We start from the raw sequence: 22,383 nt of genomic DNA on the forward strand, positions 1-22,383 counted from the left end.
GATGCCACCGTTGCGCATTGACTTCCTGCGGCGCCGGCCACCGGCTTCATTGCTGGGCTGGGCACTCATGCTGGTGGGCTTGGTCGGCATGGCCCTGGCGGCGCTCGACTACGCGCAGGCGCGCGAAGAACTGCAGTCCACGCTGGAGCGGGCCGAGCGCCAGGCGCGCAGCGCCAAGACGCGACCGCGCAGCACCGCAGCCGTGCCGGCGGCGGGTGTGCTGGCGGCCAGTGCGCGCGTGGGCACAGCGGTCTCCCCGCCGTGGGGACGCCTGCTCAGGGAGCTGGAGCAGGTGGCCGATCCGGGCATTGCCCTGCTGGGCATCGAAGCCCAGGGCGCTTCGCGCCAGTTGCGCATCACCGCAGAGGCCAGGACCATGCCCGAGGTGATCGCCTATGTCGAGAGCCTGCGCCGCTCGCCGCTGAGCAGTTCGGTGGTGCTGGGCTCGCACGAAGTGGTCACGCAGGACGGTGTGCCGGTGATCCGCTTTTCGCTGGACATGGCCTGGGGAGCGGCCTCGTGAAAGCCTCACTTCAGAGCCATTTGTTTTTCGTGCTGCACCGCCACGGGTGGCCCGCCTTGCTGGGGCTGCTGCTGATGGCGCTCACCTGGCCACTGGCCCACTTCGGTGCCGATGGCGCGCGGGCCCAGGCGCGTGCACTGCAGCAGGCGCAAACCGAGCAGCGCGAGCGCCAGGCCCGCCAGCCCGATCCAGCGGCCGACCAGGCCACCCGGCTGGCCGAGTTCGAAGCCCACTTGCCGCAGGCCCCGGCCGCCTTGCAAGCGGTCCGGCACATGCACCGCAGCGCGGCCGAACACGGCGTGGTGCTGGCCAGCGGCGAGTACCGCCTGGTGCCCGAGCCGGGCGGGCGCCTGCAGCGCTACCTGATCACCTTGCCGGCCGAGGGCAGTTACCCCGACCTGCGGGCCTGGATGGCCGACGTGCTCAACGAGTTGCCGTCGATGGCGCTCGACGACATCAGCCTCAAGCGCAATGCCGTGGGCGAGACCCAGGTGCAGGCGCGCGTGCGCTGGTCGTTCTACCTGCGGGTGCCCTGATGACCAACCGCCGATCACGCATGCTGGGCGCTGGCCTGGTGCTCACGCTGGTGGCCACCTGGTACGCCGCCGGCATTGAAGACGCGGGCGACGAGCCGCTGGCCGCACCCGCGCGCGCGGCGGCGCCTGCCCGGTCCGCAGCGCCCGACGCCTCGGTGGATGTGGCGAGCGCACCACCAGCCCGGGCCGACGCATCGGGCGAGCAGCGCATGTCGCACGATGGCGGCAACCTGTTCCCCACGCACAGCTGGAAACCCCCGCCACCCCCACCACCGCGGCAAGCCGCCGCGCCGCCACCACGCGCGCCCGAACTGCCCTACCGCTACCTGGGCCGCATGGAAGAAGACGGCCGCATCACCGTGTTCCTGGCCGAAGGCAGCCAGCCCCAGCCGCGTGTGGTGCGCCAGGGCGACCTGTTGCCCAACTACCGCGTCGATGAAGTCACCGACCAGGGCATGCGCCTGACCTACCTCCCCTTGAACGAAACGCAGCGTCTGCTGTTTGGAAGCAACCCTTGAAACCCTTGTTCATTTCAAGCCGTCTGGCTGCTGCCCTGATCCTCGCGGTGTGCGCGGGTTGTGCCACCCATCCGGCGATCAGGGAAAGCCAGGCGCTGATCGCGGCCGGCCGGCTCGACGAAGGCGTCGCCCGCCTGGAGGCGGGCGTGCGCGAATCGGGCAACGACACCGAGTTGCGCGCCCTGTATTTCCGCCAGCGCGACCGCGCTTCGGCCCAGCTGATCGCACTGGCCGAAACCGAGCGCCTGCAGGGTCGCCTGGACGAGGCGCAGGCGCTCTACCAGCGCGCCCTGAAGATGGACGCCGGCAACCCGCGCGTGCGCGACGGCATGATCGCGCTGGACAACGAACGCCGCGTGGTTTCGCGCATGACCCAGGCCCGTGCCCTCGTGGCCAAGGGCGACCAGGCCGGTGCAGAGCGTGTGCTGCGTGATGTGCTTTCGGTGGCGCCCACCCAGTCGGAAGCGCGCCGCCTGCTGGCCCGCCTGCGGGCCGACGCGCCGCGCCCCGACGCGCCACCCGAAGCCCTGACCGCGGCCCTGTCCAAACCCATCACGCTGGACTTCCGCGAGGTGCAGATCAAGGCGGTGTTCGACGTGATCGCCCGCACCTCGGGCGTGAACTTCGTCTTTGACAAGGACGTGCGTTCCGACACCCGCGTCACCATCTTCGTGCGCAACGCCAGTGTGGAAGAAGTGATCGGCCTGGTGCTCGCCACCAACCAGCTCGAACGCAAGCTGCTCAACGACAACACGTTGATGATCTACCCTGACACGCCGGCCAAGGCGCGCGACTACAAGGAGCTGGTGACGCGCAGTTTCTACCTGGCCAACGCGGACGTGAAGCAGGCCCAGGCCATGATCCGCACCCTGGTGAAGACCAAGGACATCTTCATCGATGAAAAGCTCAACCTGGTGATCATCAAGGACACCCCCGACGCGGTGCGCCTGGCCGAAAAACTCGTGGAGTCGCTCGACATGGCCGAGCCCGAGGTGATGCTGGACGTGGAAGTGCTGGAGGTCACCCGCAGCCGCCTGCAGGAACTCGGCGTGCGCTTCCCTGACCAGATCGGTTACGGCCGGCTGCAGCCCGATCTCAACACCACCATCGTCAACAACGGCGTGACGCAGAGCAACACCACGCTGGGCGGCACGCTGGCCCAGGGTTTCGTGGACCTGCGCAACCGCAACGGCCTCACTGCGTTCGTGTCCAACCCGGCACTCACGCTGAACCTGCGCAGCGAGGCGGGGGACGGCAACACCCTGGCGAACCCGCGCATCCGCGTGAAGAACCGCGAGAAAGCCAAGATCCACATCGGCGACAAGCTGCCGGTGTTCACCACCACCTCCACCGCCAACGTGGGTGTGTCTTCCTCCGTGTCCTATCTCGACGTGGGCCTCAAGCTCGACGTGGAGCCCAACGTGTACCTGGACGACGAGGTCGGCATCAAGGTGCAGATGGAGGTGAGTTCGGTGACCCGTGAAGTCACTGGCCCGGCGGGCTCGCTGGCCTACCAGATCGGCACGCGCAGCGCGGCCACCGTGCTGCGCCTGCGCGACGGCGAAACCCAGGTGCTCGCCGGCCTGATCAGCGACGAAGAGCGCAGCAGCGCCAACCGCCTGCCCGGTCTGGGCGACATCCCTACGCTGGGGCGGCTGTTTTCCAGCACCCGCGACAACAACAGCAAGACCGAGATCGTCTTGCTGATCACGCCGCGCATCGTGCGCAACGTGGCCCGTCCGGATGCCGGTGCGTTCAACGAACCCGCTGGCTCGGAGTCGGATGTGGGCACCGCGCCGCTGCAGCTCAAGCGCACCACGCCCCGCACGCTGTCCATGTCCAGCGGCGGTGGAGCGGCGCGGCCCGCGCTGCGCCCACCCGGCGCGCTGCCGGCAGTCTCCGCCACGTCCGACGCACCCGCCGAGGCACCTGCCGCCGAGGCCGCGCCAGACGCGGCGACGGCATCGCAGGCTGCGCCCACCACGGGCGACACCCCGGCCGCGCCAGCGCCTGCGCCCGCCGCGCCAGCCGCACAGGCAGCCCCGCCCGGCGCACCGTCGTCGGTGACCCTCACGCCGGTGACACCCCAGGTGCCCGCGCGTCCCTCGGGCCAGGCGCCATGAAGCACCGCGCCCGCGGCTTCACGCTCATCGAGCTGGTGGTCACGGTGGCCATCGTGGCCATCCTGGCCTCGGTGGCGGTGCCGCTGGTGGAGTTGAGCGTGCAACGGGCCCGGGAACACGAACTGCGCACCGCGCTGCGCCAGATTCGCGGCGCGCTTGACGCGCACAAGCGCGCCACCGACGAGGGTCGGGTGCTGGCCCGCACCGGTGGCAGCGGCTATCCGCGCACGCTCAACGAACTGGTCGATGGCGTGTCCGACGCCAAGAGCCCCACCAGCGCACGCATCTACTTCTTGCGCCGCCTGCCACGCGATCCGTTCAACGCCGACCGCCACCTCGACCCCGCCGAGACCTGGGGCCTGCGCACCTACAGCAGCCCGCCGGATGCACCCGCCGAAGGAGACGACGTGTACGACGTGTACTCCCGTTCCGGGCGCACCGGTCTCAACGGCGAACCGTACCGGCAATGGTGAGCATGAAACGGCCTCGCGGCTTCACCCTCATCGAACTCATGGTGGTCATGGCCATCGTGGCCACGCTGCTGACCATCGTCACGCCGCGCTACTTTGCGCATCTGGAGCACGCGAAGGAAACCGCGCTGCGCCAGACGCTCGCGGTCACGCGGGACGCCATCGACAAGTACCTCGCCGACAACGACCGCTACCCCGCCACGCTGGACGAGCTGGTGGACAAACGCTACCTGCGCAGCCTGCCCACCGATCCGATCACCGACCGCAACGACACCTGGACCCTGCTGCCGCCGCCCAGCCGCCTGCAGGGCGATGCGACCGAAACCACCAGCGGGGTGTGGGACCTGCGCAGCGGCGCGCAGGAGGAAGGCAAGACGTATGACCAGTGGTGAGCGCCGGCCGGCCATGCGCCAGCAGCGCGGCTTTGGATACCTGATGGTGCTGTTTGCCCTGGCGGCCATGGGCATCTCGCTGGCCAGTGCCGGCCAGGTGTGGCACACCGCGGCCCAGCGCGAGAAAGAGGCGCAGCTGCTGTTCGTGGGCCACCAGTTCCGGCTGGCCCTGGCCTCGTACCGCGACCGCAGCCCGCCCGGCACACCCGCTGCACCGGCCACGCTGGACGAGCTGCTGCAAGACAGGCGCTTTCCCACCCCGGTGCGCCACCTTCGGCGCCTCTGGCGCGACCCCATGACCAACAGCACCGAGTGGGTGCTGGTCAAACCCGGTGGACGCATCACCGGCGTGCACACCCGCCACGGCGGCGAGCCGCTGCGCAACGCCCACGAGCCGCGCGATGCCGCCCTGAGCGGCACCAACGCCTACAGCCAGTGGGTGTTTGAAGCCGAGCCGCCCGCCACCGCCCCGTCCGTCACCCCATCCCTTTCGGCAGGAACCCCATGAACACCACCTCCTCGTTTGTTCGACTGAACGCCAGCGATCTGGAGCACTTGCTCATGACCATGGAGCGGGCGCTGGAAGTCCAGACCCGGTCCCAGTTCTTTCTGTGGGCCCAGGGCGCGCTGCAGGGCTTCATTGCCCACGACGCCTTGTGGTGCGCCCACGGCGACATCGAGCGAATGCGCTTTCGGGTCGAGTCCTTCTCCAACGGCGTCACCAGCGAACGCATCGAGGCCCAGGTGACCGGTGCCACCGATGGCCTGCTGCCGCGGCTGGTGGACGACTGGATTCGCGGCGGCCGCATTCCGCGCCTGCTCAGCAGCGAAGGCGGAGACCAGGTCGGCCGGCGCCAGCTCATCAGCGACCTCAAGCACTGCGGCTTCAGCCACGTGGCGGTGCACGGCGTGCGCGAAATGCAGGGCGAACACGGCAGCTTCTTCGTGTTCGCCGGCATGGACCATGTGCCCAACCAGCGCGACGCCTACCTGCTGGAGCTGCTCATGCCCCACCTGCACCTGGCCCTGCACCGCATGCGCATGCGCGAGAGCGGCGGCAGCTGCGCCGACGTGACACCGGTCACCCTGCTGTCCAAACGCGAGATCCAGGTGTTGCACTGGGTGAAGAACGGCAAGACCAACATGGAGATCGGCCAGATCCTGGGCATCAGCCCACCCACGGTGAAGAACCACCTGCAGAAGGTGATGCGCAAGCTCAACGTGAACAACCGCGCCCAGGCCGTGGGCAAGAGCGCCACGCTGCGCCTGATGGCGCACAGCGATCTGAACTGAAGCGGGGAAGCGAACCGGGGAAGGGCAGGGCAGTGACCCGTTGCGTGACGGAATTCACTACCTGAACGGACTACGCCGGCCCGGGAACTGTCCCAACGGTGTGCAACGTTGGATTTCTAAAGTTTGTCCTGTGCAGCCGATGGCTTCGGACCTGCAACCGGCGAAAAGTTCCCCTTCCTTGTCAATTCACTTCAGATTGGATTTACCCATGAAACTCAAACTCATTGCACTGGCCGCCATGATGGCCGCCACTGGTGCTGCGAATGCCGCGATTGCCGACAGCAACGACAACGGTGCCACCTTGTCGGGCGACCTGTTCGGCAGCTTCTACAGCGCCGCCAACTCCGCCACTTTCACGGTGGACCTGGGTCTGCGCCTGGACCAGTTTGCCGCTGCCGTGTCGCCTTCGGCCCTGGGCATCAAACTGGTGTGGGACTTGGACGGCGCCGGCAGCTTCACCGACCTGAGCACGACCCTGACCGGCCTGGCCGCTCAAGTGCAAACCATCAACTACGGCGGCATCTTCAACCTGTTCGAGACGCCATCCGTGGCTTCGGCTTCCGACCTGGTGTTCGACGTCAAGGCCATGGACGGCCTGCCGACGAGCCTTGCTGGTGCTGGTGCCAACCGCTACCTCTCTACCTCGGCGGCCGCTTCGGTTACCGCGTCGAATGGCCAGGTTTTTGCCATGGACAACGTTGACGCTTACACGACCGCTGCCAACGGTGATGCAACCAACAGCACGCACGGTATCGCTGCTGCGGGTGCCAACATGTACGACGCAGGCGATGCACAGAACGTGAGCTTTCAGAACGGCAGCGCCGACAACTGGAAGGGTGCCGTGTCCTTCACCAGCCCTGGCTCCGCCTCAAGCCCACTGAACTTCTTCTACCTGTCCAACACCAGCTCGACCGCTGCCAACGCTGCCAGCGTGACCAAGTACGCCGGCACCTGGTCGTTCGACACGCTGCAGAACCAGCTGATCTATTCGTCCGCCGCCCCCGTGCCGGAACCCGAAACCTACGCCCTGCTGCTGGCCGGTCTGGGCCTCATGGGCACCATCGCCCGCCGCCGCCGCCAGGCCTGAGCCGAGCGCATTCCCCATCATTCCCAGGAATTCAGAACCATGAAACTCAGCACCATTTCCTTCGCCGTGGCCGCCGTGGCCGCCTTGGCCTCCGCCCCCGCTTCTGCCAGCCTGCTGTCCCAGTTCAACGTGCCCGTGGCCAACACCATGTTCATGTCGGGCGCTTCCGCCCTCACCGGCTCCCTGACCGCCGTGATGGCCAAGCTGTGCACCGGTGGCTCCGCCAACGTGCGCACCCTCACCATCGGCGGTGGCACCTCCGATGGCCGCGTGTTCGTCTGCACCACCAGCGGTGTGGCGGGCGCCCAGTTCGCCGGCCCGTTTGCCCTGGTCAAGCGCGACACCGACGGCTCCTTCGCCGGCGTGGGTCCCGTCATCAGCCAGACCAACCTGCTGCGCTGGGCCGACATCAACAGCTGCACCGCCACCAACTGCACGCTGGACACCACCACCCCGATCAAGCCCAACGCCGGTCTAACCGACGTGGACACCAACGTGTGGGTCGGCTCGGCCAGCACCGGCGCGCTCAGCATCCCTGTGCCCGCCCTGGGCTCCACCCAGGCCTTCGGCGGCTTTGCCGGCCAGGGCTTCGGCGTCATGGTGAGCGAAGAGCTCTACAAGGCCATGCAGACCAAGCAGAAGGCCGAAGGCCGCCTGGCCAGCACCGTGGTGGTGGGCGACTACACGCCCGGCGCTGCCCAGCCCAGCATCACCAAGGAGGAGTACACCGCCATCATCGACGGCAACAACTTCGCCTACGTGAACAACGGCGCGCTGTCCGGCGATGCCAACCCGGTCAACCTGTGCCGCCGTGTGGAAACCTCGGGCACACAGGCCGTGTCGAACGCGTTCTTCCTGAACAACCCTTGTGCAGCAGCGAGCCCGACCAACGGCTTCGTCGCTCCCAAGTCGGTTGACCTGGTGAACTCGCCCACCGCCGTGGTGTTCGCTTCCCCAGCCAACGCTGTGACCGGCAACTACGACGATTTCGGCGGCGCCTTCGGCCTGTTCGAAGGCTCCGGCACGGGCGACGCACGCAACTGCGTGATCCGTCGCAACAACGGCAACAACCCCAACAACGTGGCCGACCCGGCCCTGGGCAAGTACGCCATCGGCTGGATCTCGCTGGAGAACGCACCGGCTGCTGGCTGGAAGTACATCAAGATCGACGGCGTGTCGCCTGACGCTTATCAGGTGCCCGTGGGCAGCGCGGCCGATGGCGCCGTGGCCGACGGCTGGGCGCAAGACTCGACCCGCCGCATCAGCACGATCCGTGGCCAGTACCCCGTGTCGCCCGAATTCCAGATGCTCTGGCCCAACGGTTCGGCCTTCAACACCTTCTTCACGAAGCTGAAGGACACCTTCTCCGACCCGACCGCGCTGAACACCGCCGGCATCTTCCAGGCCAACAACCCGGCCCTGGGTTCGACCTTCGCCGCCTTCCCGACGCAAGTGCACAAAGGCACGCGCAACGGCAACTTCTGCGCACCGCAGGTCCTGGCCGAGTAATGGCCGCCCCACCCGGACTGGCGCGGGCCAGCCGGGTTCGGATCCTCATCCATCCACCCCCTGCAGCAGGGGGTGGTTTTTCGTTTTCATGAAGCCCTGTGTGGTGTGGCTGTGGCGAGACCTCTCGAAATGATGAAGCGCTTTGCAATGGGTGTGCGTGTGTCGCGTTGGTTGGTGACGCTGGTGGTGGTTCTGGCCGGTGGTGTCCAGGCGCAGGAGGCGCAGTTCGACATCTTCGAATACCGCGTCGAAGGCACGACCCTCATCCCCGCGCTGACGGTCGAGAAGGCGGTGTACCCGCACATGGGTGAACAGAAGACGCTGGCCGACGTGGAGAAAGCGCGCGAAGCGCTGGAGAAGGCCTACCACGGCGTGGGCTACCTCACCGTGCTGGTGACGATCCCGCAGCAGCGGGTGAACGAAGGCGTGGTGCGCCTGGCCGTGACCGAGGCGCCTGTGGACCGCCTGCGCGTGGTGGACTCGCGCTACTTTGACCAGGGCGCCATTCGCGCCGGCGTGCCCGAGCTGGCCGAGGGCAATGTGCCCAATTTCCAGGACATGCAGACCGAGCTGACCGCGCTCAACCGCAACGCCGACCGGCGCGTCTCGCCGGTGTTGCGTCCGGGCAAGACGCCTGGCACGGTGGAGGTGGACCTGAAGGTGCAGGACAAGCTGCCGCTGCACGGCAGTGTGGAGCTCAACGACCGCTACAGCCCTGACACCTCGCGCACGCGGCTCAACGCCAGCATCCGCTACGACAACCTCTGGGGCCAACAGCACAGCATCGGCCTGAGCCTGCAGACCGCCCCGAGCAACCCCAGCGAGAGCCAGGTGTTCTCGGCCAACTACACCCTGCCGCTGAACGGGGGTGATTTCCTGGCGTTCTACGGCGTGAAGTCCGACTCCGACGTGTCGGCCGTGGGCACGCTCAACGTGGTGGGCCGCGGCACCATCCTGGGCACGCGCTACATCAAGTCCTTGCCCGGCAGCGACGCGTTTTTCCACAGCGCCTCGCTCGGTGTGGACATCAAGGACTTCGACCAGTCGGTCAACCTGATCGGCAGTGGCGGCTTCAACACGCCGATCAAGTACACGCCCTTCACCATCGGCTGGGACGGCACCTGGCTGGCCGAGCAGCGCACCACGCGCCTGGGCCTGTCGTTCAACTTCAACGTGCAGGGCCTGGGCAGCGACGAGCAGGAGTTCGCCGACAAACGCTTCAAGGGGCGCCCCTCGTATGCCTACCTGCGCGGCAACGCGTCGCAGGAGCGCACGCTGGCCAACAACTATGGCGTGGCCGTGCGCACCACCTGGCAGCTGGCCGGGCAGCCCCTCATTTCCAACGAGCAGTTCGCCATCGGCGGTGTGGACACGGTGCGCGGCTACCTGGAGTCGGCCGCCCTGGGTGAGAGTGGCCTGGCGGTGTCGCTGGAGGGCAAGTCGCCCAACCTCAAGGGCCGCTTCCCCGCGCTGGGCGAAGCGGTGACCGACCTGCACGCCATTGCCTTTGTCGACGCGGGCACCGTGCGCGTGCTGGAGCCCATCACCGCCACCAGCCGCTTCACCCTGGCCAGCCTGGGTCTGGGCTTGCGCCTCAAGGGCTTCAACGGCCTTGATGCCGCCCTGCAATGGGCCTACCCCCTCAAAGCCGTGGGCAACACCGCCCGCGGCGATCACCGCATTCATTTCAGCGTCGCCTACGAGTGGTGATGCAGCGCAGGAGAACCCCATGAACCGTCAACGCTACCGCCTCGTCTTCAGCCAGAGTCTCGGGGGTCTGGTGCCTGTGTCCGAAAGCGCGCGCGGGCGCGGCAAGTCGGCCAGCGGTGCCCGCCGGGCCGGTGCGTTGCTGGGCAGCCTGCTGCTGGCGTTGCCTGCGCTGGCCGAGGTTCCGGTGCCCCGCGCTGCCAGTTTTGTGACGGCGGGCCAGGCCGGTTACCGGGTCAACGGCAACCAGGCGTTCGTCAACCAGGTGGGCAACAAGGCCATCCTGAACTGGCAACAGTTCAACGTGGGCGCGGGCAAGACCGTGCAGTTCGGCCAGGTCAACGACCTGGTGAACAACCAGCTGGTGCAGGGCGCGAGTTTCACCACGCTCAACCGCATCTGGGACATCAACCCCAGCGTGATCGCCGGCAGCATCACGCAGGCGGCCGGCCAGAAGGCCAATGTGATCCTGGTCAACACCAATGGCATTGCCTTCATGGGCGGCTCGCAGGTGAACCTGAACAGCTTCACGGCCTCCAGCCTGGACATTGCGGATCGCTTCATCAACGAGTCCCTGTTTCCCGGCGATCGCACGCCCCAGTTTGTCGGCACCGGTGGATTCATCAAGGTGTTCGAAGGCGCCGAGATCACGGCGGGCAATTTCGGCCGCGTGATGCTGCTCGCGCCCACCGTGATCAACCGGGGCAAGGTGCAGGCGCCCGATGGTCAGGTGATTGCCGCGGCTGCCTCCAAGGTCTATCTGAGTGCGGCCGGTGGCGACGACAGCAACGTGCGCGGGTTGCTGGTGGAGATCGATTCTCCGGCGAGCCTGAGCAATGTCGACACCACCAACACCGGCATCCGGAACGGCGAACTGAACGGGCAGGCAGTGGCTCTCACCAGCGCGAGCGATGACAAGCTCGGCCATGTGAGCAACTTCGGCCAGCTCTCGGCCGCCCGGGGCAATGTGACCATGGTGGGCTTTGCCGTCAACCAGATGGGCATGGCCAGCGCAACCACATCGGTGGTGGCCAATGGTTCGGTGTACCTGCAGGCCAAGGACCGTGCGATCAGCAGCACCTCCGGGACGCTGGACCCCGCTGGCGCGCAGCGCGGTGGCCGTGTGGTGCTGGGTGCAGGCAGCGTGACCCAGGTCCTGCCCGAGATGGCCGACGCGACCAGTTCGGTCGATGGCACGCAGGCGGATGGCCTTGAGAAGCGGTCGCAGATCCAGGTGGTGGGCCAGGACATTCGCATGGCGGGGGGGGCCTTGATCAAGGCGCCTTCGGGTCAGGTGAGCATCACGGCCGTGGATGTGCCCGGCCTGTCGGGCTCGATCTTCACCGGCAACAGCCCGGTTTCCAGCACCGCCCGTGTGCACATCGCCAGTGGCGCCCGCATCGACGTGGCCGGTGTCGAAGAGGTTCAGGTGTCCGCGGCCCGCAATACCGTGCAGGTGGAGCTGCGTGGCGACGAACTCAAGGACTCCCCGATCAACCGCGCGGGTCCGCTGCGTGGACAGACGGCCTATGTGGACATTGCTCGTGCACTGGCACGTGCCGAGTCAGGTGAATCGACCCTGATGGCCAGGGACAGCCTGGAGGGTTACCAGGCCCGCACGGAGCGCACGGTGGCCGAGCGCTCCACCAGCGGCGGCAGCGTGAGCATCGCGTCGCAGGGAGCCACCATCATCGAGTCCAGCGTGCAGGTGGACCTGTCGGGCGGTCGGGTGCAATACGACCCGGCGCTGGTGAAGTCCACCCTGCTGAGCTCGGCCGGTGGTTACGTCGATCTGGCCCAGGCGGACGCCGAAACCCTCTACACCGGCATCGCAACGCGCTACACCATCGACTACGGCCGCTGGAACGTCAAGGAGACGATCGACCTGGGCGAGAACATGCGTTTCGACCCGGGCTATGTGGAAGGCAAGGACGCCGGCAGCATGAGCGTGTTCGGCATGGGGGGCACCTACATGCGGGCCGACGTGCAAGGCCGCACGACGGTGGGTGAACTGCAGCGCAATGCGGGCACCCAGCCCCAGGGGGCGCGGCTGACGGTGGGGTTCGATGACGTGGTGTCCGATCGGAACGCCGTGGACCTGGCGGTGCGCACGCGCGACTACAAGATCAACCAGGCGGTCTCGATCTCGAACGCGGCCCTGTCGTTGCCCGGCGGATTCGGTTTCGGGGACGCATTGCCGGCCGAACTGGCCGCCACGCTGACGCTGGATGCTCAGTTGCTGGGCAAGGACAAGGTGGCGCAGCTGGAGGTGTTCAGCAACCAGGCCGTGACCGTGCGGGATGCGCTGCGCACCGCACCCGGGGGGCGTGTCTCCATCGTTGGCAGTGGCGTGGATGTGGCGGCCGACATCACCGCAGTTGGTGGCGCCATCGGCCTGACGGCGCGCAACACGGTGTCCACCGTACCGCCTGCGCTGGCGGGCCCATTGGCCGACCCCCGTGTGAACATCGCAGACGGGGTGCAACTGTCGACCCGTGGCGCATGGGTCAATGATTTGCCAGGTCAGGCGCCCGGCGCGGGCGCGGTGCTGATCGATGGTGGACGCATCACCCTGTCTGCGGAGTCGCAGACCAGCGGCACCGACGTGGTGTCCCGAGGCGTCGTGTCGCTGGGGCAGGGCGCTGTGCTGGATGCCACGGGGGGTGCCCGCCTGAATGCCCAGGGTGAGCTTGCACTGGGTGATGGTGGCGAGATCAGCGTCACGGGTTTCGAGGTCAGCGGGGTGAGCCGCAATCTTCATGCGCATGGCGCGGGCCAGGGGGGCAAGCTGACCCTGGGCAGCAACGACATCCGCATCGGTGGCACGCCGGACGCCACAACCGGGGTGCTCAACCTCGACGCCGGGTTCTTCCAGGCCGGTGGCTTTGCCGACATCAATCTCAACGCGCTGAATCGGCTCAGCGTGGAAGCCGGAACCGTGATCCAGCCCACCCTGCAGAACCTGGAGCTGCAGAGCAGCCACCGCGTGGCCGCCAGCGGTACGCCGATCGAACAGATCGCCAGTGTGGTGCGACGCGACGATCTGGAGCGCCAGACCACCCAGCTCAAGCTGAGCGCGCAACAAAGCGCACGCGGCACTGGTGAGGTGGTGGTGGGCGAGGGTGCGCGCATTGAGACCGATCCGCAAGGCAGCGTGTCTTTTGCAGCACGCAACAAAATCGAAATCCTGGGAACGGTGAAAGCCGCCGGCGGCAGCATCACCGCCACGCTGGACCGCACCCAGGGTCAGGTGAACGGTGCGACCAACGCCAACGCGATCTTCCTGGGCAGCGCGGCGGTGCTGGATGTCGCAGGTCAGGCCCTCACCCGGGTTGATGGCCGCGGGCTCACGCGGGGCCAGGTATTGAATGGCGGCGTCGTGGACCTCAATGCCCGCAGCGGATATGTGATCACCCAGGCCGGGTCGCGCATCGATGTGTCGGGCGCGGCACCGGTGGTGCTCGGTGTGATGAACGATGCCAGCGGCCTGGGCCGCCCCGTGGCCAGCGATGCGGGCACGGTGAAGTTGTTTGTCGAGCAGGGCGCTCTGCTCGACGGAGAGGTCCGCGCGGCTGGCGGCAGCGCCAGCCAGCGTGGTGGTGATTTCGAACTGATGCTCAGCAAATATGTAGCACCCGGGCTGGGTCAACCACCGCAACCCGACATCACGCTCAGCCTGGCCGCCAGCGTGGCCCATCAGGCCACCGGCTTGACCGCCGATTCGGCTGTGCCCAATGGGGACATCGAGCGCGTCAAGCTCGGCACAGACGCGCTGGAAGCCGCTGGGTTCGACCGGATCCGTCTGGCCAGTCGCGACACGATCGAGATCAAGGACGGCGTGGCGCTGGGAGCCGGTCGTGCACAGGCGTTGCGGGAAGTGACGCTCGACGCTGCACTGATCCGCACCGAGGGCGGTCATGCGTCCATTCAGGCGGAAACGCTTCGAGCCGGCAACTACGATCCGGCGCGCGTGAGCGGTCGCGCGGCGACCGGCAACACAGGCACTCTCACGCTGCAGGGGGCTCAACTGGAGCTGGCCGGCACGCTGCGCCTGGAGGGCATGGAGCGCGCGCAGCTGGTGGGCACCGAACGCATCGCACTGGCCGGCGTCACCGCCGGCACAACCCGCCCTGTGGGTGAACTGGACACCACGGCGAACCTGAACTTTGACAGCGCCCTGGTGGCACCCACCACCTACACCGACTACAAGGTGGTGGCTCCGGGGCGCGATGTGAGCTTTGCCCGCAACACCGATGCGCCGACGCAACCGCTGTCGGCGCTGGGCACGCTCACCGTGCAAGCCGAAAACATCGTGCAGGGGGGCCATCTCTGGGCACCCTTGGGGCGGATCGACCTGCAGGCCGCCGACACGGTGACGCTGCTGCCAGGCAGCACCACGACCGTGGCTGCCCTGCCGGGCTCCGTGTTGCCCTTCGGCAAGATTCTCAATGGCCGCACCTGGGTGTACGACGTGGATGCGGACAAGGTCCCGGCAGGCCAGCTGGAGCAGACGGCACTGGGCGAGAAATCCATCCGCACCAGTGGCCGTGTGGTCGATCTGCAAGCCGGCGCCAAGGTCGATGTGGCTGGCGGCGGTGACCTGCAGGCCTACGAATGGACCGTCGGGCCAGGTGGGTCGCGCGACATTCTTGCGCAGCCCGACACCTACGCCATCCTGCCCGGGTACCGGGGCGGCGTTGCACCGGGCGATGTGCAGGAGGCCAAGGGCTTCGACCGCCAGGCGGGCGACGCTGTGTACCTCTCTGGCGTGCCGGGGCTTGCCGATGGCGTCTACACCCTGCTGCCGGCCCACTACGCGCTGCTGCCGGGCGCGATGGCGGTGCAAGTCAACACCGGCGTGCAAGACCTCCTGCCCGGCCAGGCATACACCCGCCAGGACGGTGTGCGCATCGCCGCCGGGTACCTCACCGACACCCGCGCCGGCGCACCACGCGATGCGCGCTGGCAAGGGGTTCAGGTGTTGACGGGCGATCAGGTGAAAGAGCGCTCCGAGTTCTCTCTGGTCCGGGCATCGAGCTTCTTCGTGGACGCCAACAACCGTCCGCAAGACGCCGGACAGCTGTCGGTGGCGACCACGGGCGCCGGCCCCGAGAGCCTGCGCCTGGATGCGGCCTTCAAGCTGGCTGCGGCCCAGGGGGGGCGTGCGGCGGCGGTGGACATCAGCGCCGCCAACCTGGCCATCACCAGCGGCACGCCCACCGGCATTGCGCCCACCACCACGGTGCTTGATGTGGACAAACTCAACGCGCTGGGCGCGGGCAGTCTGCTCATTGGCGGCACGCGCACGGTGAACGCAGACACCACCACGCTGACCGTGGGTGCCGACACGGTGACGCTGGCCAACGACGCCAGCCATGCGCTTTCCGCGCCCGAGGTGATCCTCGCGGCCAGGGACACCGTCACGCTGCGCAGCGGCAGCGTGATCGACGCGCAAGGCGAGGGTGGCGACGCGGGCTCGTACACCACCGCAGGCAACGGCGCGCTGGTGCGGGCGGCATCCACGTCAGCACGCTTCCAGCGCACTGGCGACCCGGACCGCAGCGCAGGAACCCTGATCGGCGAAACCGGCAGCGTGGTTCGTGCTGCGGGAGCCATCACCATCGATGCCACACGCAACAACGCCTTCAAGGGCACCACGGAGTTCCGCAAGAGCGGCGTGGACGTGGCGGCGGATCTCTCGGTGGGTGCCACCCGGATCAACTTCGGCGCGGCACCCGCCGCTGCAGAAGGCATCACCTACAGCCAGGCCGATCTGGACGCCTTGAGCGACACCAAGAACCTTGTGCTCACCAGCTACAGCACCTTCGATCTGTACGGCGACGTGCAGGTGGGCCGGGAGGGCGCGGACGGCAAGTCCACGCTGGAGCGTCTCACGCTGCAGGGCGCAGGCCTGGCCGGCATCGACAACAGCGGCCGCACCGCCACCGTGCGGGCGGACAACCTGACCTTGAACAACCCCGCGTCGGTGGCCTTTGCCGCTGGCGGTGCGTTGGGCACCGGCACGCTGGAGCTGGTGACTGACACGCTCACCCTGGGCGTCGGCACCAAGGCGGTTCAAGGCTTCTCCCAGGTCCATGTGACCGGCAATGAAGTGGTGGTCGCGACCGGACAGGGCGCCACCACCTTCAGCGCACCCACCACCCTCAATGTGGCCCGCCTCAGCGGCGAGAGCCGGTCGAACCAGGCCATCGCCAGCACGGGCGCGCTGGTGGTCAACCGCACTGTGTCCGATCGGGTGCTGGCCGAGGTGACGGCACTGGGCGCGCAGATGTCGCTCGCGGGCAGCTCGGTGAACTTCAATGCCCAGGCGGTGCTGCCGTCGGGCGCGCTCAGCCTGCAGGCCACCGGTGGCGACCTGACGGTTGGCGCCAATGCGTCGATCGACGTGGCCGGCCGCACGGTGCGCTTCTTCGACACCAGCGCGGCGGCGCAGGCCGGCCAGATCACGCTGGGCGGCACAACCGGCGACGTCAACGTCGTCGGCGGCGCGCGCCTGGACGTGTCGGCGGCTGCCGGCGGTGATGCGGGCACCTTGGTCGTGCGCGCCGTCAACGGCACGGTTGGCCTGGCCGATGGCACGGTGCGCGGCGCGGCCGTGGCCGACGCATCGGGCCAGCGAGGCGATGGCGCACGGGTCGACATCGACACCGGTACCCTGGCCAGCTTCAGCAACCTCAACCAGGCGCTGAACCAGGGCGGCATCCCGGATGGCAACGGCGGCTACTCCGCCGGCTTTGACGGCGAGCGCACGCTGCGTGTGCGCCAGGGCGATGTGACCATCGCTGCAGGCGACACCACGAAGGCCCAGGACATCCGCATGTCGGTGGATGGTGGTGCGCTGACCGTGGCCGGCCAGCTCGATGCCTCGGGCGCCGACGCAGGCCGCGTCGAGCTGTTTGGGAAGAATGACGTGACGCTGGCAGCCAGCGCGCGCATCGCCGCGGTATCCAGCGGCGCACGCCAGGACGGCGGCGACGTGGTGATCGGCACGCGCGACGGCACCATCCGCTTGAATGGCGGCTCCATCCAGCTCGGCGGCGGCGCCGGTGGTGAGGGAGGCACCCTGCTGCTGCGCGCGCCGCGCGTGGCGGGCAACACCGATGTGGCGGTGACGGCGCAGGCCGGCGCACTGGACAGCGCAATGAACAGCGCGCGCTCGGTGGCTGTGGAGGCGGTTCGGGTGTATGCCGGCATCAACACCTTGACAACCTCCGGCGCCAGCAGCGGCAGCACGCTGTCGCTGGAGACCGTTCGCAACGACAACGGGAATGCCGCCGGGACCACCGGCTTCGCCCAGCACCACGCAGCCATCAAGAGCAAGCTGGGCCAGACCGGCCAGGCCAGATTCCATGTGCTCAGTGGAGTGGAGGTGCGCACCGATGGCAGCGTCAGCCCGGACCTGACCCTGGCCGGTGACTGGAACCTGGACCCGGCGCGCTCTGCGGGCGAGCCCGGGGTGCTGACCTTGCGTGCACAGGGCGCGCTCAATCTCAACAACAACCTCTCTGACGGTTTCAGCACCGCAACCGCTTGCACCACGGCGGTCTGCAACGCCACCACGCCCGTGCCCTCGATCCTGCGTGCAGGCAACTCCTGGTCGTATCGGCTGGTGGCCGGTGCCGACTCGACCGCGGCCGATCCGCTGTCGGTCCTCAAGGACGCGGGCGATGTGACGCTGGCGGGCGGCAAGCTGGTGCGCACGGGCACCGGTGACATCCAGGTGGCTGCGGGCGGCAACATCGTCCTCGCCAACAACCAGTCCGTGATCTACACCGCAGGGCGGGTTGCCGACGCGGTGACCGGCTTCGCCACGCCACCCGCCATCCTGAACCCCGTGTTCGGGCAAGGCGGCGGTGATGTGGACCTGACGGCCATGGGCAGCATCATCGGCAAGCCGTCGGCGCAGCTGTACTCGCAGTGGCTGTTCCGCCAGGGCGCGCTCAACAGCGCGACCGGCGCCTACACGCGCCAGCCGGCCTGGTGGGTGCGCTACGACCAGTTCCAGCAAGGCGTCGGCGCGCTCGGTGGCGGCGACGTGAGCCTGCGCGCAGGGGTGGACATCCAGGATTTGTCGGTCAGCACGCCCACACAAGGTCGAGTGACAGGCGCGGGTCCGCAAACCGCGCAACTGGTGGAGACCGGTGGCGGCGACTTGCGCGTGGAAGCGGGCCGGGACGTGCTGGGCGGGCAGTACTACGCAGCGCGAGACGAACTCGTGATCAAGGCGCGGGGCTCGGTGGGTCCGAGCAGCGTGGCCGTGAACGGCAATGCGCAACCGGTGGCGACGCTGCTGGCGCTCGGCGACGCACAGGCCCGCGTCCAGGCCAACGGCAATGTGACCCTGAGCAACCTGCTCAACCCGCATCTGCTAGCCCAGACGCAGCGCAACCTGGCGGTCACCCTGGGTGTCCAGCCATCGCGCAGCCTGTTTTCCACTTACGGCGCTCACAGCGCCGCCTCCGTGTCCAGCCTGAGCGGGCAAGTGGTGCTTCGGGAGAATCCGCTGGATCTGACCGCGGCTTTTGGCACCAGCCTGCTGACCACGGCCGAGGGCAACCGCGCCGGCCTGTTCGACCTGGCTTTCCTGTTGCCTTCCAGCGTGTCGGCGACTGCGTTCCAGGGCAGCGTGGCGTTGGGCACCAGCACCCGCAATCTCACCATGAGCCCATCGGCGAGTGGGCAGTTGTCGGTGCTCGCGGCCGACTCCGTCCAGGTGAATTCCACGCTCACGATGGGTGACCAGGACGCGGCGCTGGTGCCTTCCCCGCTGCGTCCAGCCAACACGGTCAGCCAGACCACCACCGAACTGCTGATACCTCGGCTGGTGGTGAATCCCGAGGCCCCTCTTGCGCTGGACCACGCTTCGGTGCCGGTGCACACCGGCGACACCGAGCCAGCTCGCGTGTATGCAGTCAAGGGCGACGTGAGTGGCTTCTACGACAGCCAGGCCGAGTTCCTGTACGGAGGAATCTCGGTGCCCAAGGCCACCCTGGTGCGGGCAGGGCGCGACGTGAAGGACTTCAACGTGGTGGTTCAGCACAGCGATGCCGCTGACATCAGCCACGTGGAGGCCGGGCGCGACGTGACGTTCTCTGGCGTGGGTCGACGCGACACCTCCAAGATCTGGATTGGTGGTCAGGGTCGGATGGAGGTCAACGCCGGGCGCAACATCGACCTGGGCACCTCGGGCGGTGTGGTCAGCCGTGGCGACCTGGACAACAACAACCTGCCCGCCAGCGGTGCCGACCTTCAGTTGACGGCCGGCACTGGCGCAGCGGGGACGGACTACACCGGCGCGGTGGAACGCCTGTTGGGACGTCTGCAAGCCGATCCGGGCGCATCGTCCAGCCTGTGGCTGGCGCGCTGGCTGGTGGGCGACGACGCACTGACCGCGGGCGCAGCGCTGGGGGCTGTGCAGGCCGTGGCGGCGCTGTCACCCGAGGTGCAGCGCGAGCGCGTGCGCAGCATGGTGTTCACCGCGCTGCGCACCACCGGGCGCGACTCCAATCTGGCCCCCAGCGGCTTCGCCGGCGACTACAGCCGCGGCTACGCGGCCCTGGAGGTTCTGTTTCCCGGTATCTCCGACACCACAGCAGGCGGTGCGGGTGCCGGGTACCAGGGCAACATCGATCTGTTCGCAAGCCGCATAAAGACCGAGCGCAACGGCAACATCGAGTTCCTCATTCCTGGCGGTGATCTCATCGTCGGTCTGGCCAACACCCCTGCAGACCTCGTGAACACCGGGAGCAACGTGCTGGGTATCGTGGCTGCCGCCGAGGGCACGGTGCGCGGATTTGCGCGTGACGACATGCTGGTCAACCAGTCGCGCATCCTCACGGTGGGCGGTGGCGATGTGTTGCTGTGGTCCAGCGAGGGCGATATCGACGCCGGCAAGGGCAAGAAGACGGCCTCGGCCGTGCCTCCGCCTCTGATCACGGTGGATGACAAGGGCAACGTGACCCAGGTGCTGCAGGGTGCTGTGTCGGGGAGCGGCATCGGAGCGCTGTCCACCAACGGAGTGACCGCCGGCGACGTCGACCTCATCGCCCCCAAAGGCACGGTCAACGCTGGCGACGCCGGCATCCGCGCGGGCAACCTCAACATTGCCGCCCTGGTGGTGCTGGGCGCCGACAACATCTCGGTGTCGGGCACCTCGGCGGGCACGCCGATCGCCGACACCAGTGCGGTCTCTGCCGCCTCGTCGGGGGCCACCTCGGGTGGCGACGACACCGGCAAGGTGGTGGAGGCGCTCAACCAGGCGGCGGCCGAATCGGCCAAGGCGGCGCAGGAACTGGCTTCAGCCCTGCGCCCATCGGTGGTGCGCGTGGACGTGCTCGGATTCGGCGAGTAGTCCGAACGGATGGTCCAGCCCTTTTTGTAACGCCACCGCCATCGTTCCTTCGTACCTTTCGTGCTTGTCCCGCGTTGCGGGCGGCACGCCCATTTTTTGCATTCCCATGAAACGCATTTTTGCTCTCGCCCTCTGCGTGTTGATGTTGCCGCTCTCCGCCCATGCCTGGTGGGACGAGGGCTGGACCATCCGCAAGAAGATCACGCTGGACACGCAGGCCGCCGGCATCACGTCTGAGGCCACCGGCGTGCCGGTGCTGGTGCGCCTGTCCACCGGCAACTTCGATTTTCTTGCCGCCCATCCAGACGGCTCCGACCTGCGTTTCGTGGCCGAGAACGACAAGACGGTGCTGGCGCACCACATCGAGCGCTTTGACAGCACCAACGAACTCGCCTTCGTGTGGGTGCAGGTGCCGCGCGTGGCGGGCAGCAATGCCCTGCAGCATGTGTGGCTGTACTACGGCAACGAAAAGGCACAGCCGGTCACCGGCGCTGGCCTGTACGACGCCGCGCAGTGGGCGGTGTACCACCTCGGCGAACCCGGTGGCCTGCCGCAGGACGCCACCGCCGCAGGCCACCACGTGTCGGGCGGCACCGCCACCTTCGTGCCCAGCGGCCTGATCGGTGGGGCAGCGCGCCTCAATGCCGACGGGGGTTTTCAGATTGGCGATGCTTCGTTGCAGGCGGCCACTGGTTTCACGTTCTCTGCCTGGATCAAGCCGGAGCGGGCCGACGGCGAGCTGCTGGCCTTCGGCGGCCTCACGCTGTCATTGCGCGGCGGTGTGCCGGTGCTCGGCGCAGGCGGCACGGTGGCCCAGGGCGGCGCGCCGCTGGCGCTGAACGCCTGGCGCCATGTGGCCGTGAGCGCTGGAGCCAACGCCTTGCTGTATGTCGACGGCAAGGCCGTGGCCAACATCGCCACCGCCTTTGCGCCGGCAGGCGCGCTGCGCGTGGGCGCGGGCCTGGTGGGCGAGATCGACGAGGTGCAGATCTCCACCGCACAGCGCCCCGAGGCCTGGATCGCCGCGCAGGCCGACAGCCAGGGCCAGGCGGGCAAGCTGGTGCGCATGGGTGAGGAAGAGACCACCGAGCAGGGCGCACAGACCGGCTACTTCATGGCCACCATGAACAACCTCACCGTGGATGGCTGGGTGGTGGTGGTGATCTGTGTGTTCATGTTCTTCATCGCGATCTACATCATGTGGGCCAAGGCGGTGCTGCTCACACGCCAGGACCGCAGCAACCCGCGCTTCACCGAGGCGTTTGACCAGCTCGCCACCCGCCTGCGCACGCTGCAAGGGGGGCCTTCCCTGCACGCCAGCCAGCTCGACCAGCTCGCCTCGCAGGCCGATCAGTACAAGGACTCGCCGTTGCACCGCATCTACCAGGTCGGTGCGCGAGAACTCAAGTCGCGCTTCCATGCCGATGGCTCGCCGGGTGCCACGGTGGAACACGACGGCGTGGTGGCGCCCTCGGTGGGCGAACGCGCGATGCTCGCCGTGCGCTCCAGCCTGGACGCGCAGCTCACGCGCGAACGCCAGCGCCTGGACAAAGGCATGGTGCTGCTGACCATCGCCATCTCGGGTGGCCCGTTCCTGGGCCTGCTGGGCACGGTGGTGGGCGTGATGATCACCTTCGCCGCCATCGCCGCGGCGGGCGACGTCAACGTGAACGCGATCGCGCCCGGCATTGCCGCCGCGCTGGTGGCCACGGTGGCTGGCCTGGGCGTGGCCATCCCCGCGCTGTTTGGCTACAACTACCTGCAGACGCGCATCAAGTCGATCTCCAACGACATGAACGTGTTCGTGGACGAGTTCGTGACCAAGATGGCCGAAACCTACGGCGACTGAGGAG

The 22,383-nt window shown here is 67.9% G+C and carries 13 protein-coding genes; all 13 read left to right on the forward strand.

The annotated features are described in order from the left end of the window. Window position 1: 1 nt before the first annotated feature. The 13 genes from F9Z44_RS07640 (at window position 2) to F9Z44_RS07700 (ending at window position 22,379) form a co-directional block, all read left to right on the forward strand. Window positions 2-523 (forward strand): PilN domain-containing protein, encoded by a 522-nt coding sequence (locus F9Z44_RS07640; protein WP_159604932.1) that lies wholly within the window; start codon window positions 2-4, stop codon window positions 521-523. Further along, window positions 520-1,059, forward strand: a complete 540-nt coding sequence (locus tag F9Z44_RS07645) for a hypothetical protein (RefSeq protein ID WP_159604934.1) — start codon at window positions 520-522, stop codon at window positions 1,057-1,059. The genes F9Z44_RS07640 and F9Z44_RS07645 overlap by 4 nt, the downstream gene beginning before the upstream one ends. Next, window positions 1,059-1,577: a hypothetical protein gene (locus tag F9Z44_RS07650; RefSeq protein WP_159604936.1), complete on the forward strand. Its 519-nt coding sequence runs from the start codon at window positions 1,059-1,061 to the stop codon at window positions 1,575-1,577. Before F9Z44_RS07645 ends, F9Z44_RS07650 begins: the two co-directional genes overlap by 1 nt. After that, on the forward strand, window positions 1,574-3,700 hold the full coding sequence (locus F9Z44_RS07655) for a secretin N-terminal domain-containing protein (RefSeq protein ID WP_159604938.1): 2,127 nt from the start codon (window positions 1,574-1,576) through the stop codon (window positions 3,698-3,700). The genes F9Z44_RS07650 and F9Z44_RS07655 overlap by 4 nt, the downstream gene beginning before the upstream one ends. Beyond that, window positions 3,697-4,173 (forward strand): type II secretion system protein, encoded by a 477-nt coding sequence (locus F9Z44_RS07660; RefSeq protein ID WP_159604940.1) that lies wholly within the window; start codon window positions 3,697-3,699, stop codon window positions 4,171-4,173. Before F9Z44_RS07655 ends, F9Z44_RS07660 begins: the two co-directional genes overlap by 4 nt. After that, window positions 4,167-4,562 carry a type II secretion system protein gene (locus F9Z44_RS07665; RefSeq protein WP_201450025.1) on the forward strand — a complete coding sequence of 132 codons (396 nt, stop codon included), beginning with the start codon at window positions 4,167-4,169 and terminating at the stop codon, window positions 4,560-4,562. Before F9Z44_RS07660 ends, F9Z44_RS07665 begins: the two co-directional genes overlap by 7 nt. Continuing rightward, complete coding sequence (locus F9Z44_RS07670) at window positions 4,549-5,070, forward strand: type II secretion system protein (protein ID WP_159604944.1); 522 nt, start codon at window positions 4,549-4,551, stop codon at window positions 5,068-5,070. Before F9Z44_RS07665 ends, F9Z44_RS07670 begins: the two co-directional genes overlap by 14 nt. Continuing rightward, window positions 5,067-5,855 (forward strand): XrtB/PEP-CTERM-associated transcriptional regulator EpsA, encoded by a 789-nt coding sequence (gene epsA, locus F9Z44_RS07675; protein ID WP_159604946.1) that lies wholly within the window; start codon window positions 5,067-5,069, stop codon window positions 5,853-5,855. Before F9Z44_RS07670 ends, epsA begins: the two co-directional genes overlap by 4 nt. Before the next feature lie 208 nt (window positions 5,856-6,063). Then, the gene (locus F9Z44_RS07680; RefSeq protein WP_159604948.1) at window positions 6,064-6,942 is read left to right on the forward strand and encodes a PEP-CTERM sorting domain-containing protein; all 879 of its coding nucleotides are present in this window, start codon (window positions 6,064-6,066) and stop codon (window positions 6,940-6,942) included. 39 nt (window positions 6,943-6,981) lie between these two features. Beyond that, window positions 6,982-8,451 (forward strand): hypothetical protein, encoded by a 1,470-nt coding sequence (locus F9Z44_RS07685; RefSeq protein ID WP_159604950.1) that lies wholly within the window; start codon window positions 6,982-6,984, stop codon window positions 8,449-8,451. A 132-nt stretch (window positions 8,452-8,583) separates the two neighbouring features. Further along, window positions 8,584-10,161 carry a ShlB/FhaC/HecB family hemolysin secretion/activation protein gene (locus F9Z44_RS07690; protein WP_236574291.1) on the forward strand — a complete coding sequence of 526 codons (1,578 nt, stop codon included), beginning with the start codon at window positions 8,584-8,586 and terminating at the stop codon, window positions 10,159-10,161. A 19-nt stretch (window positions 10,162-10,180) separates the two neighbouring features. Continuing rightward, window positions 10,181-20,530 (forward strand): filamentous haemagglutinin family protein, encoded by a 10,350-nt coding sequence (locus F9Z44_RS07695; RefSeq protein WP_159604952.1) that lies wholly within the window; start codon window positions 10,181-10,183, stop codon window positions 20,528-20,530. 106 nt (window positions 20,531-20,636) lie between these two features. Next, window positions 20,637-22,379 carry a DUF2341 domain-containing protein gene (locus F9Z44_RS07700; RefSeq protein WP_159604954.1) on the forward strand — a complete coding sequence of 581 codons (1,743 nt, stop codon included), beginning with the start codon at window positions 20,637-20,639 and terminating at the stop codon, window positions 22,377-22,379. Window positions 22,380-22,383: the final 4 nt, after the last annotated feature.

The sequence above is a fragment of the Hydrogenophaga sp. PBL-H3 genome, from assembly GCF_010104355.1.
Lineage (GTDB): Bacteria > Pseudomonadota > Gammaproteobacteria > Burkholderiales > Burkholderiaceae_C > Hydrogenophaga.